Annotated in this window: 9 protein-coding genes; all 9 read right to left on the bottom strand. The window is 66.4% G+C overall.

Annotated elements, in window-relative coordinates; all coding sequences use genetic code 11:
* Positions 1-33 precede the first annotated feature (33 nt).
* The 9 genes from LC060_RS06175 to LC060_RS06135 all read right to left on the bottom strand — a co-directional run bounded on the left by LC060_RS06175 (position 34) and on the right by LC060_RS06135 (position 15,170).
* On the bottom strand, positions 34-2,775 hold the full coding sequence (locus LC060_RS06175) for a TonB-dependent receptor plug domain-containing protein (RefSeq protein ID WP_226633524.1): 2,742 nt from the start codon (positions 2,773-2,775) through the stop codon (positions 34-36).
* Between the two features lie 127 nt (positions 2,776-2,902).
* Positions 2,903-4,267 carry a spinster family MFS transporter gene (locus LC060_RS06170; protein WP_226633522.1) on the bottom strand — a complete coding sequence of 455 codons (1,365 nt, stop codon included), beginning with the start codon at positions 4,265-4,267 and terminating at the stop codon, positions 2,903-2,905.
* Positions 4,264-5,952 (bottom strand): tannase/feruloyl esterase family alpha/beta hydrolase, encoded by a 1,689-nt coding sequence (locus LC060_RS06165; protein WP_226633520.1) that lies wholly within the window; start codon positions 5,950-5,952, stop codon positions 4,264-4,266. Before LC060_RS06165 ends, LC060_RS06170 begins: the two co-directional genes overlap by 4 nt.
* 249 nt (positions 5,953-6,201) lie before the next feature.
* Positions 6,202-6,954, bottom strand: a complete 753-nt coding sequence (locus tag LC060_RS06160) for an SDR family NAD(P)-dependent oxidoreductase (RefSeq protein ID WP_226633518.1) — start codon at positions 6,952-6,954, stop codon at positions 6,202-6,204.
* A complete protein-coding gene (locus tag LC060_RS06155; protein ID WP_226633516.1) occupies positions 6,951-9,122 on the bottom strand; it encodes a 3-hydroxyacyl-CoA dehydrogenase NAD-binding domain-containing protein in 2,172 nt (723 codons plus the stop codon). Before LC060_RS06155 ends, LC060_RS06160 begins: the two co-directional genes overlap by 4 nt.
* Before the next feature lie 16 nt (positions 9,123-9,138).
* Complete coding sequence (locus LC060_RS06150; RefSeq protein ID WP_226633515.1) at positions 9,139-10,347, bottom strand: acetyl-CoA C-acetyltransferase; 1,209 nt, start codon at positions 10,345-10,347, stop codon at positions 9,139-9,141.
* Between the two features lie 21 nt (positions 10,348-10,368).
* Positions 10,369-11,955, bottom strand: coding sequence for a class I adenylate-forming enzyme family protein (locus LC060_RS06145; protein WP_226633513.1), 1,587 nt, complete (start codon positions 11,953-11,955; stop codon positions 10,369-10,371).
* Between the two features lie 90 nt (positions 11,956-12,045).
* The gene (locus LC060_RS06140; protein WP_226633511.1) at positions 12,046-13,734 is read right to left on the bottom strand and encodes a tannase/feruloyl esterase family alpha/beta hydrolase; all 1,689 of its coding nucleotides are present in this window, start codon (positions 13,732-13,734) and stop codon (positions 12,046-12,048) included.
* Between the two features lie 5 nt (positions 13,735-13,739).
* Positions 13,740-15,170 carry an aldehyde dehydrogenase family protein gene (locus LC060_RS06135; protein WP_226633510.1) on the bottom strand — a complete coding sequence of 477 codons (1,431 nt, stop codon included), beginning with the start codon at positions 15,168-15,170 and terminating at the stop codon, positions 13,740-13,742.
* Positions 15,171-15,237: the final 67 nt, after the last annotated feature.

Below are 15,237 nucleotides of genomic sequence, written 5' to 3'. Positions count from 1 at the left end.
CGCGCAGGATTCGGTACACCGTCAGGGCGCCGATCAGTACCGAATACGAATGCCAAGCGTGAAGTAGCGCCCGATCACGTCGTAAAGCTGACCGTCATAGGCCTGATTGAAGCCCAGGTTGGTCGAGTTGGTCCGCCCGACGCGCGGCTTCTGGTTGAACAGGTTGTTGACGTTGAAGAACATTTCGGGACTTCCGAACGTCTCGTCCTCAAACCTGTAGCGCATGGTCGCGTTCGTGTAGAACACATTCTCCACGGTGTTGTCGTCCACCGTGATCGGAAGCACGACGCGGGTCGTCTTGCCGATGTAACGCTCCTGAACCGAGAGCGAAAAACCTCCGTTCGAATACGTCGCCGAGAAGTTGCCCCGCCAGCGCGGCAGCCCCGGCGTACCGGCCTGCTCGACAGTTGGTGCACCCGGATTGGTGAACTGATACGTGTCGAGATAGGTGCCGATGGCGCGCAGCCGCACGAAGCCATTTCCCAGCTCGGTGTCGTAGTTGGCTTCGAAGTCGATGCCCGAGACACGGCCCGAGGCCACGTTCTGCAGCGGAGCGTCGATCTCGGTGATGAGGCCCGCGGTGTCGCGTGAGATCAACCCGCAGAACAGCGCGTTGCCCGCATCGCACTGGTCGACGACGGTCTGGAATCCGACCTGCGTGATCGAATCGGACAGCTTGATGCGGTAGTAGTCGACCGACAGACCCAACCCCGGCAGCCAATCGGGACGATAGACCGCGCCGAAGGTCAGTGTGCGCGCCTTCTCGGGGCGAAGTTCGGCGTTGCTGCCCGAGAAGGTGAAGATGTTGAGGAACGTCTGGCCGTTAAATTCGGGATCGCTGATCGTGGTGACCGACCGGACGACACCGCCGAACAGCTCGTTGATGTTGGGCGCGCGAATGTCTTGCGACAAACTGCCGCGCAGGCGGAAACCGTCGAAGACTTCGTTGGTCACACCGATCTTCCAGGTCGTGACGCTTCCGCTCGTGCTGTAGTTCGTGCGCCGAACGGCGGCGTTGACGCTGAGGTCGCGAGCAAGCGGCACGTCCTTCAGAAGCGGCAACTGCACTTCGCCAAAGACTTCCTTCACGTTGTAGGAGCCCGCGCTCGAGCTGAGGTTGCCCGCGCTCCAGCCGAAGGACATGCCGGTGGGGTCGGCAACCTGGTCAAGCGAGACCTTGCGGTACTCGGCACCGACAGCGGCGCTGATCGGACCTGCCCAGCCATCGAAGACCGTACCATGCATCGCAGCCGCGGCAACGTCCTGCTTGGTGGTGCCGCGCGCGATCGACGTGCCCGTGAGATAATTGCGTTGATCCTCGGTCAGGGGGATTTCGCCAAAGGGGGTGGTTGGTACGCAACCGTTGCCCGGTTCGCTGAGACTTGAACGGCAGACGATCGAGCCGTCCGGCGCGAACACGGCATCCGTCGCAAGACGCGAGCGCGCCTGATAGCGGCTGTTCTCGGCACCGTAGCGGGTCTTGGAGACGCTGTGCGTTCCGTAGACGTCAAGTTCCCAGTCGCTCCAGAGCTTGGCGTTCAGGCCGGTCGAGAGACTGTAGGTGTCGCTCTCAAAGAAGGTCACGTTGCGGCCGTAGTTGCGGTCCAGCTTGCCCAGCTGGATCGACGTCAGGCCGTTCTCGTCCATGAGCTGCGCGATGGAATCGGGCAAGTACGCGTTGTCGCGCTGAACGCGGTAGGCGTTGCCGCCCAGATTGAAAAAATAGAGGTTGGGGCTGCGCGATTCCGCATGACCGTAGCTGCCTTCGGCAAAGAGTTCGACCCCGTCGAAGACTTCGTACTTGGCATGGGCATAACCGCTGATGTTCTCAACATCGGCGCTGAATGGCTGCGCATAGCGGGCACCGTCGCCTCCCACCTGGAGGGCGCCGGACACGAGGCTGCCGGGCGCGTACGGAATCGGGTTGGCGTCCGCGTCGAACTGGATGTTATTGAGACCGGGGGTGATGATCCGGCCACCGAAGGTTGCCGTGGTGATCGTCACGTTTTCCCGAAACAGCAGATCGGGCTCACCGGGCTGGCCGGCGTCGGGGTTGGGCATGGTCGACCAGCCCGCACGGCCATAGTCGCGCTGGGAACCGTCGAGATAGTCCTGGCTGTTGTAGTTGACGCTGGCGACGATGTGCCCGCGTGACCCGATGTTGGTGCCGCCCGCGATTTCGAAGGCCCGCGCCGCGGCATCGCCATAGGTGGAGAGGCTCTGACGCGCCTCTGCGGTAAGGCCCTGGAAGTCAGTGTCTATGATGTAGTTGACGACGCCCGCGATCGCGTCCGAGCCATAGGCCGAGGACGCTCCGCCGGTCACGATATCGACCCGCTTGACCAGCGATTGCGGGAAGACACCCGCATCGACCAGACCCGAACCACCGAAGATCGCCGGACGCCGCCCGTTGAGGAGGGTCAGCGTGCGGTTGGCGCCCAGGTTCCGCAAGTTGGGCGTGTTCTGCGTGCTCGGACCGCCGCCGATGGTCGGGTTGGGCGTCGCGGGCGAACCTGACGCGGTGAGCTGCGGCAACTGGCGCAACGCCTCGTTGAGATTGGGGGCGACGTCCTTGAGCTGCGCGGCGCTAAGCACGGTGACGGGCGTGGGCGCCTGTTCGCCATTGGTGATGGTGCGCGAGCCGGTAACGATGATTTGCTCGGCTTCCTCAAGTGAAGGTGCCGCTTCTGCAGGTGCGCCCTGCACGTCCTGCGCCAGCACAGCCCCCGGCACGATCCAGGCTGCGGACGCGAGCAGGCAAGAGTAGAGTCGCATTTCAGGTCTCCCAGATTGGTATGTTTTTTATTGCTGTTTGGAAATATTGCCGGGGCGATGCCGGCCGCCCCCCCCTCTTTGAGAGGGGGCAGAAAAATTCAGATACGCACGAGCGACCAGGAACCGATTAGTTCGGAACCTCGCCTCTGCGCCCCTTGGCGGCGACGAAGCACAGGCTCGACAGAACGCTCACGGCGGTGACCGCGATCAGCGACCAGCGAAGCCCTTGCGCCTCGCCCATCGACTGGGCCAGCCAATCGCTGATGAGGCCAATCGACAGCGGGCCGAAACCAAGCCCCAGAGCATTGAGAAGGAAAAGGAAAATCGCGAGAACCGTGGCCCTTGAACGGGCATGGGTCATGCGCTGAATGGCGGCGTAGGTCGGCCCGTACCACATGCTTTTGAGCGCAACGGGCACAACCAGCAGGGCAAGCGAGAACCCGGCCGAGGGCAGCAGCAACGTTGCGATATAAAGCGGAACCGCAAGCGCGCTGCCAAGCGCGGGAACCCACAGGTAGGCGTGCGGCGAACGCCAGCGATCGCCCAGCTGTCCGCCCAGAATGGTCCCGATGGTTCCGCCCAGACCGAACGCAATGCCAAGACCTACACCCAGCACGGTCGTCGGGCCAGCCAGCCCCCACGACACGGCGAGCGCGTCGAGCTGGTCGGCATGGTTGCGCAAGAAGAAGGATGCATAGAACGTCTGCTGGCCGTAGCCTACGAACGTCGTCAGCGCCGCGCCCGCCGCGATCCACCAGAAGGCCGTGTTGCGGCGCAGGTTTGCGGCCACTTCGCGCAAGGAGGGGACATCGCCGGGCTTCGCAGCGGCCTTGCCCGCCGCACCGCGCGGGTCGCGCAGCAGCATCCGGATGAGAATGGCCAGCAGGATACCCGGAGGACCGACGATCCAGAACGCCCAGCGCCAGCCCAGCGCATCGACGACGAAACCACCCAGCACCATCCCCAGCAAGGCGCCCATCGGAACGCCGAGGTTGTAGAGCGCAAGCGCGCGGGACTGGTAGGCACGGGGCGTGGCGTCGGCAATCATGGACATGGCGGGCGGGCTGCCCCCGGCTTCGCCCAGCCCCACCCCGATGCGGGCGAGGAAAACCTCGAAGAAATTGCGTCCCAGCCCGAACAGCGCCGTGCACCCGCTCCACAGGACGAGCGCGGCCGAAATGATGTTCACCCGGTCGGTCCGCTCGGCAAGGCGCGCGACGGGCAGGCCCAGCGTCGTGTAGAGGAGCGCGAAGCCGAGCCCGCTCATCGCCCCGATCTGCCAGTCGGCCAGATCGAGATCCGCCTTCATGTGCTCGGCGACGATGTTGACGATCTGCCGGTCAAGGTAGCTGAAGGCATACGTCAGGAACATCATCCCCACGAGCAGGTAGGGCACGCCGCCGCCCGGGCCATCCCGGTTTTCGACGGGCGGTGCGGCAACGGCAGGCTTAGCTGGGCCAGCGGGAGGGCCAACGGGAGGGGACGCGTTCATGATGTTGGCTCCGCAAGGGTGCAGGAAAAGCTGGAGGCCTCATCGACAGGGCCACCGCGATAATGGGCATAGGCGGGATAGGAGCACAGGGGCCGCGCGTAGGATTGCGGTGCCACGGCGCGCGCAACGATGGCATCGGGCGCAGTGCCCTGCTCCACCCAGTCGACCAGAGCGCCGAGCAGATCGGCCTGGTCCGGTCCCGGACCGCCTCTGCAATGGCCCACGCCTGGCGCCACGAAGAAGCGGGCAAAAGTGTCGCGCTGCGCGCCGTAACGCTCTGTCAGCCTCTCGACATAGCCTTGGGTCTGATAGAGCGAGTGCGTGGCATCGGCCGCACCGGCCCAGAGCAGGAGCTTGCCCGAGCGGGCGCGGAACGCGTCGAGGTCAGGATCGTCGTTGATCATGGCAACGCCTGCAGCCTCGTCGGGGTCGCCGCTGCGTGCAGGCCAGGCCACCGCTGGATTGGCCGGGCGCAGCGCGTAAGGATACGCGAGCGCGATCGAGGGCCCCTGGTCGAGGGCGAACGGCTCGGCCGGATCGCTCCAGACCATGCGAAGCATGTTCGAGGAAAAGTGCAGCCGGATCGAATTCGACGCTGGCTTCGCATAGTCACCGAGCCACCAGGCGCGAAACCCGGCGCTCTTTGCGGTTATGCCGGTGTCCCAGGGATAGCCCACGTAGATCGGCTCGCCCGCTGCGTTGCGGACCGGCGCGTGCAGCGCCTCAAGCGTTTCGATCTGGCTGGGAAGGAGGCAATTCGCTCGCTTGTCGCCGGTGCATTCACGCGCCCGAAGTCGCGCCATGACCTGTGTGTTGCTGCACTGACGAAAATTGGAGACGAGCCCGTCGACAAGCCCGTCCGCACCGTCGCAGGCCGCGGCAATGGCATTGGCCGCCAGAAGCAGATCGCCGTCCGAAAAGACCTTGTGGATGGCGGGCAGACCGTCGGGGGCCATCAGGCCTTGCGCGCGCGCCTCCTTAGCTAGGATCTGGAGCCCGCGGACCGAAGACAGCGACTGCATCGGCTGAAGAAACTGCGGGGCGCCGGACGCGATACCGTCGAAATGCTCCGGAAAGCGCTGCGCCATCAGCAGCGCCTCGCGTCCCCCTTCCGAACAACCCATGAAATAGCTGCGCATCGGCGCATCGTAGAACTGACCGGCGAGAAACTTTCCCGTGCGCGCGACCATGTCGTAGGCGTTGAAGAAGTGGTCGCGCCGCGCCTGCGGATCGCGCCCAAAAGCGGCCGAGCCACCGGCTTGCGGGTCTGCGTTCGAGGCGTTGTGCCCGCCATCGGTATCGATCACCGCAAAGCCGCGCAGGAGAGGCGTGGTGTTCGAGGCAAAGAGCGTGTCGAGAGCGGTCGGCGTGGCCCCGTTGGAGCCGCCCCCGCCCAATTGCACGAAACGCCCGTTCCAGACATCCTCGAGCGGGAGGCGCAGGACGAAGGCAACCGCATATTCGCGTCCGTCGACAGGGCTGGTGCGGGGGTTGAGGCGCCCTTCGATCCGGCAGTGGCGGGGCAGCGCCTGCCCTTCCCATTCGCCGCTCTCGATCCGTGCCCCGTCAAAGGCGACAGGGGTGCCCAGCGTATCGGAAAGCCCGCTTTGCAAAAGCGCCTCGCAGCGTGTGTCCGCGCCTCCCGTATCGCCCGACAGAGGCGCAAACGCGGCTGGCGCTCCCACCGCAAATGATGCGACGGCGCACGACAACCAGACGCGCGCGCGGATTGACCAACAGGCTCCCATAAGCCCCTCTCCGATGTTCTGCTTATTGCTGGGAAACCTTGTGACCCACCCCCCGAGAGAGTTCCCCCTCCCAAAAGGGGGGCGAGCACGATTTCCGGGCCTCTTTCATCGTCAGAACGGCAGCTGAACCGCCGCAACGGCGCGGCGCGGCAAGGCAAGGCAAGGCAAGGCAAGGCAAGGCACGGTTCACAGAGTGGAGACGAGGTGCCCCCCATCGACGCAGATATCCGCGCCCGTCATGAACGAGCCTGCTTGCGACGCCAGCAGCAACAGGGGGCCGTCCAGCTCCTCCGCGCGGCCCAGACGTCGCTGCGGCACGCGCCGGATCAGCGCCTCCCCTGCTTCGCTCGCGAAGAAATCCGCGTTGAGGTCTGTCTCGATGTAGCCCGGACACAGCGCGTTCACGCGGATGCCGTGGCGCGCCCATTCGAGCGCGAGGCTGCGAGTGAGTTGCACGACTCCCGCCTTGGCCGTGGCATAGGCGGACAGCCCGCCCGCCACACGGTGGCCGAGGATGGAGGCGATGTTGACGATCGCCCCACCGCGTCCGAACGCGCGCATCCCCTGCGCCGCGCTGCGCGCCACGAGGAAGACGCCGGTGAGATCGGTCGAGAGAACCCGGTTCCAGTCTTCCAGCGCGGTGTCCATCGCGGCGCGGGTGATGGTCACGCCTGCGTTGTTGATCACGATGTCGAACGCCTCGCCTTCGAACGCGGCGGTGACCGAAGCCTCATCGCACACGTCGAGCACCACGCGCGAAGCCGAATGGCCTGCCTCGTGCAGTTCATCGACCAACGCGTCGAGCGCCTCGGCCCGCCGCGCCCCGACGACCACGTGCGCCCCGGCGCGGGCAAGGACCCCGGCAAAATGCCGCCCCAGCCCGGAGGAGGCACCGGTCACCAGCACGCGCTTGCCCGCAAGAGAGAACCGATCGCTCATGCCGTTTCGCTCGCCTTGGAGGCGCGCGCCTTGCGCACGCGCGCGGCTTCGGCCCGCACCGCCTCGATCGCCTCGGGATCGGGGGAGAACCGGGGGCCGGCCTCCTGCGCAAAGCGCTGGCAATCGGCCACGAACGCATCGATGCCCACGGTCGAGATGAGCGAGAGAGCGCCCCCCGTCCAGGCCGGATAGCCGATCCCAAGGACCGAACCCAGATCCGCGCTGGCTTCGTCGTCGATCACCCCTTCGGCCAGGCATCGCGCGCTTTCAAGCGCCTGAATGTACAAGAGACGCTTGGCGACATCATCCGCAGAAGGCTGCACTTTGGCCTGCGGGAACATCTCGGCGAGCCCCTCCCACAGGTGCTTGCCCTCGTCGGTGAAAGTGTAGAAGCCGCCGCCCGTCTTGCGGCCGAGCCGACCCCGCCCGTTCATCGCCTCGACAACCGGTTCGGCATGGGCGCGCAGGAACCGGGCATCGAGACCATCGCGCTTGGCCTGCTCGATGACGCGCTTTTGCAGATCGAGGGAGACTTCGTCGGTCACGGCCAGCGGCGGCGCGGGAAAGCCTGCTTCGCGCGCGGCGTTTTCGATGAGCGCGGGCGAAACGCCTTCGCGCAGCATCGCCATGGCCTCGTCGATGTACGTGCAGAAGACACGGCTGGTGTAGAAGCCGGGGCTGTCGTGGACGAGGATCGGCGTCTTGCGCAGGCGGCCCGCGAGCGCGAAGGCATCCGCCATCGTCGCCGTGGACGTCTCGCGCCCGGCGATGATTTCGACCAGCGGCATGCGCTCCACCGGCGAAAAGAAGTGCATGCCGATGAAACGCGCAGGATCGGGCAAGCCTTGCGCGAGACTGCTGATCGAAAGCGTCGAGGTGTTCGAGGCAAGAACGCCGCCTTCGGCCAGCCCGGCCAGAGCGTCCTTGTAGACCGCCCCCTTGATGTCGCGGTCCTCGAAGACCGCTTCGATCACGAGGTCGCAGCCCCCAAGGTCGCCCGCCTCGGCGGTGGGCGTGATCCGATCGACGATTTCGCGCGCGGACGCCTCGCTGCGGCTGCCGCGTTCGACCTCCTTCTGGCGCTGTTTGGCCGCACGGTCCTGCGCGCGCTGCGCCGCCTCGGCGCTGGTGTCGAGCAGGACGACCTTGATCCCGGCGCCCGCCGCGACGTTGGCGATGCCCGCGCCCATCATGCCCGCGCCGATCACGCCGAGCTTGCCCACGGCCATCGGCGCATAGCCCGGCGCGGCCAGATCGCGCTTGCGCGCGCGGTTCTGGCGCAGGAAGGCCCGGACGAGGTTGCCCGAAACCTTCCCGCCGATGAGCCTGCCGAAATACTTGGCCTCAATTTTGAGGCCGACGTCCATGGCGACCTGCGTGCCTTCGTAGACGGCGGACAGGATGGCGACGGGCGCCGGATAGCGCCCCTGCCGCGCGCGCAACTGGCTCGCGCCCGCCTGAAAACTGCGCGCGGCATGCGGCGCCAGCGGACCGGCGCCACCGGGAATACGGTACCCCTTCACATCCCAGGGCTGCGCGGCCGACGGCCCGGCAAGCAGCCATTCGCGCGCGCGGGAGAGCAGCGCTTCCTCGGTGTCCGCGAGGTCTTCGACGATCCCGGCCGCATGGGCTTTCTCCGGGTCGAGGCGCGTCCCCTTGAGAAGCAGCGGCAGCGCTTTTTCTATGCCCAGCATGCGCGCAAGACGCTGTGTGCCGCCCGCTCCGGGCAGGAGGCCCAGCGTCACTTCGGGCAGGCCGACCGCGATGTCGCGCCGCGACAGCAGGACGCGCCGATGGCACGCCAGCGCCAGTTCGAGACCACCGCCCAGCGCCAGCCCGTTGATCGCCGCGACGACCGGCTTGCCGCAGGTCTCCAGTTTACGCAGCACGCCGCCGTTGGCCATGGCCCAGGCCGCGCCTTGCGTCGGCGTGAGGCCTCCGGCCTGCATGTCGAGAATTTCCTCGACATCGGCGCCTGCCATGAAGCCCGACGGTTTGCCCGAGGTCAGGATCACGCCGCGCACGGCCTCGTTCGCGGCGGCTTCGTCGATGGCCTTTTCAAGGTCCTCGAAGAACTCCGGTGTCAGCACGTTGAAGGCGTGGCCCGGGACATCGACCTGCCAGAGCGCGATGCCCGCCTCGTCGAGGGAGGTGTGGATCGTGGTCATGGTTTCAAACTTCCTTTCAGACCCGTTCGACGATGGTGGCGATGGCCATTCCGGCCGCTGCGCACAGCGTGACAAGGGCGGTATTGAGATCGCGGCGTTCCAGTTCGTCGATGACGGTGCCCAGGATCATCGCACCGGTGGCGCCCAGCGGGTGCCCCATCGCGATGGCGCCCCCGGCAACGTTCACCCGGTCGTGCTCGATGCCCATTTCGCGCATGTAGCGAAGGACCACGCTCGCGAAGGCTTCGTTGACCTCGAACAGGTCGATGTCCGAGACATCCATCCCCGCCCGCGCCAACGCCTTGCGCGACACCGGGCCGGGGCCTGTCAGCATGATCGCAGGCTCGGTGCCGATGGTGGCGAATGAGCGGATACGCGCGCGCGGCTTCAGGCCGCTGGCGGCGCCGAAGTCGGCGTTACCGACGAGGACCGCCGCGGCCCCGTCCACAATGCCGCTCGAATTGCCGGCGGTGTGGACGTGGGCAATGGTTTCGATCTCGGGATAGCGTTGCAGCATGATGGCATCGAGGCCGTCGCGTTTGCCCATCCCGGCAAACACGGGCGACAGCTTGGCAAGGTCGGCAAGCGTGGTGCCCGCGCGCACATGCTCGTCACGCGCCAGCACGACATCGCCCAGCACGTCGCGCACGGGCATAATCGAACGGTCAAACCAGCCGTTTTGCCACGCATGGGCCGCGCGCGCCTGGCTTTCGACGGCATAGGCGTCGACCGTTTCCCGGTCGTAGCCTTCCATCGTCGCGATGGTGTCGGCGCCGATGCCCTGGGGAATGTACCAACTGCCCCAGTTCGCGTTCGGATCGCTGTAGCAGGCACCGCCGTCACCGAAAATCGGCACCCGGCTCATCGATTCAACGCCGCCTGCGACCATGGCCATCCCGTCTCCGGCAATGACCTTGGCCGCGGCGAGGTTCACCGATTCCAGCGCGGAGGCGCAGAAGCGATTGACCTGAATGCCGGTGACCTGCTCATCGTAGCCGGCCATGAGCGCGGCGATGCGGGGCATGTCGCAGCCCTGTTCGCCTACGGGCGTGACGATGCCCATGATCACGTCCTCGACCAGCGCGGTGTCGAGGTCGCTGCGCGATTGCAGCCCTTCGAGGACCTGGCGCGCAAGCTCTATCGGCGTAATCTCGTTCAAGCCGCCGCCCGGGCGGCCCTTGCCGCGCGGCGTGCGCAGGTGATCGTAGATGAAGGCCTCAGCCATGAAAAATGTCCTCGATTAAAGTCAGCAGGATGCGCCGGGAACGGGGTCCGCAAGCACGTCGGCGTATTCGATGCGAAGTTCGCGCTTGAGCACCTTGCCCAGCGCGTTGCGCGGCAGGTCCGTTCGCAGCACGAGGCGGGCAAGGCGCTGATGCTTGCCAAGCCGGGCGTTGGCCCAGACACGCAGGTCCTCGGCCGCGATCGCTTCCCCCTCATGGAGCACGACGAGCCCCAGCGGCGTCTCGTCCCATTTGGGATGGGCAACCCCGATGACGCAAACGTCGGCGACGGCGGGATGGCCGCACAGCACGCCCTCGAGATCGGCCGGGTAGATGTTCAGCCCGCCCGAGATGATCATGTCCTTCTTGCGGTCGAGGATGTAGAGAAAGCCGTCCTCGTCAACCTGCCCGACATCGCCCGAGCGCACGAAACTGCGGCCCGCCCCGTCGCGCCAGATCGCGTCGCGCGTGGCGTCCTCGCGCCCCGCGTACTCGCGCAATAACCCAGGCCCCCGCGTCACAATTTCACCCGGCTCCCCCGGACCACACACGCGTTCGTCGTCGAGGATGACCAGTTCCTGCCCCATGAGCGGCTTGCCGACCGACGTGGGCTTGCTCGCCTGATCCTCGGGACGCAGCAAGGTCGAACCGCCCTCGGTAAAGCCGTAAAGCTCGTAGAAACGACGGCCGATCAGGGCGATGAGACGCTTCTTCTCCTCCGGACGCAGCGGCGAGCCGGCGGACAGCATCACGCGCAGATCGGGGAAGGTGCGCCCTTCCAGCCGCCCTTCGTCCAGCAGACCACGAAGCTGGCTGGGCACTGCGAAGGTATGGGTGATGCCTTCACCCTCGAGGGCATCGACGTAGCCTTGCGGTTCGTAGCGCGGGTGGATGTGCAGCGTGCCGCCCACGAACAGCGTAGGCATGACGACGAGCCAGGTTCCCGCCGTATAGAGCGCCGTCGTCACCAACCCCTGCGCGTCCGGAGCGAAACCCATTTCAAAGCCGTTGGACAGCGCGAAGTACGTGCGCGCGCCATGCAGGTGGACAACCCCCTTGGGCGCGCCGGTCGTGCCCGAACTGTACATGATCGAAAACACGTCGTGCGCGGCAAGAACGACCGGCGGCTCGGCATCGCCAACGCCCTCGCTGAAGGCCGCCAGGCTGCACCAGTGGCCCTGGGCATCCTCGAAATCGAGACCGACGAACCCGCCCGGCACGATCGTCGTGACCTGTGCCCGCACGGCATCGACCAGAGGGCGCAGGTCTGCGGTGCACAGGATGTGGGTCGCGCCGCTGTCGTTGAGGATCGTCGCGACCTGATCGGCCGCCAGCATCGAAGAAATGGGGACCATCGCCGCGCCGGACTTCACCGTACCGAACATCGCCACGCACGCCGCGATGGACGAGGAGGCAAGGACCGCGACCCGCTCGCCCTTGACCACGCCGTGGGCATGAAGGGCATTGGCCAGACGGTTCATCCGGGCGTTGAAATCGCCCCAGGTGACCGTCTCTCCGGCGCAGACCAGCGCGCGGGACGCCGGACGGTTGCGCGCGTGGCTCGCCCAGACTTCGGGAAGAACGGTGTCGGAAATATCAAATGACGTCATTGTCCTGGCTCTCCCAATCGGTGTGGAGCCCGCTTCTTGCGGGTCTCCCGGTAGGGCCGGTCTCGGCCCGGTCTGCTCGCTCGCTCTCGATCAAGGACGCGCGCATTCGAAGCTTGCCGCCGCATCCGGCGCCCCCGTGCCGCGATAGCGCGGGTAAGCGGGAAAGCGGCACAAGGGGCGGCTGCGCGGGCCGGTTTCGTCCGCGCCGTCGATGCCGATTGGCCGCTGCGGGGCGATGCCCTGCTCGACCCACCGGTCGAGTGCACCCAGCGCATCCCACTTGAGCGTGAAGGCGCCATGTCCGTGGCCGAAGCCGGGCACGAGATAGTAGCGGGCGAAGTGTTCCAGCCCGCCGGCGTAGCGCTCTTCCAGACTGCGAAAGTAGGCGTTCGTCTCTGCGGGCGGCACGGCCATGTCGGTCGAACCCTGGATCAGGATGAGTTTGCCGCTGCGGCCATGGCCCTCACCCGTGCCCGCCGCACCGCGGAAGCTGTCGAGATCGGGGTCCTTGGCATCCCAGATCGCGGAAAGGGTCTGGATCCGGTCCTGCCAGCGGGTTTCGTCGAAATCTTCGACGCGCGCTTCCGGGTCGCGGGTGATGAAGTATTTGATGACGCCCGAATTGAAACCGTAATACGCCGTCTTCGTGCCGTCGCTCCCGGTTTCATCCATGTAGAAGCCGCCAAGATCGCCGCCTTCGAAAACGGGAAACGGCCCCATCCGCTCGATGCCCTGTGCGAATGGAAAATCGAACTGCACCGGATGCGCGGCGACGCGAAGGGCATCGATCTGGCCTTGCGAAAGGCACTGCGCGCTGGCGTCCTCGGTTTCCGGGCACAAAAGCGTGGTCACGTCGAAGGCCGTCTCGCAGGCCTTCGTGTTCCCCACGATCCCGTCCTCGAGGCCATCGAGACCATCGCACGCGCGCAGGACCGCGCTCTTGAGCAAAGCCTGCTGGGCACTGTCGAGCGCGCGACCGGGTTGTGCATAGGCCGCCTGCCAGAGCCGGTGCCATACCGGCGTTAGCAACTGCGCGGGATAGTAGGCCACGATACCATCGTAGTCCTCCCCGTAGCGCTGCGCGGCGACCAGCGCTTCGTGCCCGCCCTTGGAACCGCCGACGAAATAGGTGCGCCCCGGCGCCGCGCCATAGTAGTGCGAAGCGATGGCAAACGCGGCATCGCGCGCGCGCTTGACGCTCGCGCCGAGGTAGTTTTGCATCGCCGTCTCGTTCATCCCGAAACTGCCGTCGAACGGCGAGGCGCCGGTATGGCCACCATCGCTGCCAAAGGTGACGTAGCCTGCCGCGAGTGGCGCGGCGTCTTCCGGACCGTTGGCGATGGCGCCCTGTGCGGTAACCAGTTTACCGTCGAAGCCGCCGCCGCCGAACTGTACGGCCTTGCCGTTCCAGCCATCGGGAAGATTGATCCGAACGCGCACGGGCGGGTCACCCTCGTCCATCGACACGATCGCGCCGGTAACCTCGCAGAAGGCCCGCGCGCCATCGGTGACCCGGCGTGCCTCCTCGATGCGAACCCCGCGCGAGGGCAGCGTTATGGCGTCCGGACCGGGCGCGTGGCTGGCAAGGCCCGTACAGTCCGCTGCCCCAAACGCGCTTTGCCCGGCGCCGGGCTCGACGGCTGCGGTGGACGCTGTCGTCCCGCTCCCCGCACCAGCGCAGCCGGCCAGGAGCCCGGCAGCGAGCAAGGCCGGGAAAAACCGCGCCCCTGAAAGACCAGACCCGGCGCTGTCGGTTCCCGCGAAAGTACCCTGCACCATCAGCCTCACGCCTCCGCGCGCTTCAGAACGATGGTGCGCGGCACGGTGTATTCCACCAGCCCTTCGCGCCCCCCTTCGGTGCCCAGACCCGACTGCTTCCATCCACCGAACGAGGCCAGAGGCGAAAGGTGCTGCGTCTCGTTGATCCACACCGTGCCGCTCTGGATACGCGCGGCGATCCCGGCCGCAGCGCACTCATCGGAGCCCCAGATCGAGCAACCAAGGCCATATTCGCTGGCGTTCGCGCGGGCCACCGCGTCCTCGATGTCGTCGTAGACCAGGAGCGGCAGGACCGGGCCGAACTGCTCCTCCTGCACGATACGCGCGGTCTCGGGCGGATTGTCGATGATGGTCACCGGCACGAAATACCCCTTGTCGGGCACATCCCCTGCCGCTTCGAACAGGACGTCGTAGCCTTGCGCACGGCTGTCTTCGATAAGCTCGCGCACCCGGTCAAACTGGGGCTTGTTGTTGAGCGGACCAAGGCCGACGCCTTGCTCGGTGCCATCGCCCAGCCGCACGGTCTTCGCGTAGGCGACAAGCGCCTCCTTGAGACGGGGGTAGACACTGCGATGAACGTAGAGGCGCTTGGTCGCGATGCAGATCTGCCCGTTGTTGCGAAAGGCGGCCCAGAACAATTCGGGCGCGATCCGCTCGACGTCGGCGTCGGGCAGCACGATCGCGGCATCGTTTCCGCCCAACTCGAGCGTGACGCGCTTGAGCGTGTCGGCCGAGGCGGCCATCACCCGGCGCCCCGTGGCGGTCGAGCCGGTGAAGCTGATCTTGTCGATGCCCGGATGCGCGGTGATGAGCGGGCCCAGTCGATCTTCGCCGCACACCACGTTGAGCACGCCATCGGGCAGGATGCCGCGCGACAGTTCAGCGATGCGCAAGGTTGTGAGCGGCGTGAACGGCGAAGGCTTGAGCACCATCGTGTTGCCCGTCACGAGCGCCGGGCCAATCTTGAACATCGCCAGAAGAAGCGGAAAATTCCAGGGCACGATGGCCCCCACCACGCCCAGCGGCACGCGCCTGGTGACGCTGAGACGGGTCTCGCTGTCCTCGTTCACCTCGTCGGGCAGGTCGAGCGCGCAGACCCCCTTGAGCCAGCCCGCGCAGCCCATGACCTCCCGCTCGGCCTCGTGCAGGGGCTTGCCCTGCTCTTGCGTGAGGAGGCGCGCCAGAGGGGCCTCCTGCGCCAGGATGGCCTCGGCGAAGGCTAGCAGCTTGACGCGACGATCCTCGGGCAAAAGCGCGGACCATGCAGGAAAGGCGGCCCGCGCCGCCGCGACGGCTTCGTCGAGCTGCGCCTGGCTGCAATCGGGAACGTGGGCGATGGCCTCGCCGGTCGCCGGGTTCACGACTGCGCAGGTGCCGTCCGCCGATCCAGCGCGCGCCCCGCCAATCAGCATCGCGTAGTCGCTTTCCGAAATCATGGTCCTCGCCCTTTTCTTTGCGTTTGCCGTGTTTAAGCCCCTCACCATCCCGCCATGCCCCATCCCA

This window comes from Novosphingobium profundi (assembly GCF_020524485.1).
In the GTDB taxonomy this organism is placed as follows: domain Bacteria; phylum Pseudomonadota; class Alphaproteobacteria; order Sphingomonadales; family Sphingomonadaceae; genus Novosphingobium; species Novosphingobium profundi_A.
The sequence above is the reverse complement of the archived record's forward strand: the minus strand, read 5'-3'. Positions and strand labels throughout refer to the sequence as shown.

Excerpts from the sequence above, each read along its gene's own strand:
- LC060_RS06145 (WP_226633513.1), bottom strand. The coding sequence starts at position 11,955 with ATGACGTCATTTGATATTTCCGACACCGTTCTTCCCGAAGTCTGGGCG.
- LC060_RS06135 (WP_226633510.1), bottom strand. The coding sequence starts at position 15,170 with ATGATTTCGGAAAGCGACTACGCGATGCTGATTGGCGGGGCGCGCGCT.
- LC060_RS06140 (WP_226633511.1), bottom strand. The coding sequence starts at position 13,734 with ATGGTGCAGGGTACTTTCGCGGGAACCGACAGCGCCGGGTCTGGTCTT.
- LC060_RS06150 (WP_226633515.1), bottom strand. The coding sequence starts at position 10,347 with ATGGCTGAGGCCTTCATCTACGATCACCTGCGCACGCCGCGCGGCAAG.
- LC060_RS06160 (WP_226633518.1), bottom strand. The coding sequence starts at position 6,954 with ATGAGCGATCGGTTCTCTCTTGCGGGCAAGCGCGTGCTGGTGACCGGT.
- LC060_RS06175 (WP_226633524.1), bottom strand. The coding sequence starts at position 2,775 with ATGCGACTCTACTCTTGCCTGCTCGCGTCCGCAGCCTGGATCGTGCCG.
- LC060_RS06155 (WP_226633516.1), bottom strand. The coding sequence starts at position 9,122 with ATGACCACGATCCACACCTCCCTCGACGAGGCGGGCATCGCGCTCTGG.
- LC060_RS06170 (WP_226633522.1), bottom strand. The coding sequence starts at position 4,267 with ATGAACGCGTCCCCTCCCGTTGGCCCTCCCGCTGGCCCAGCTAAGCCT.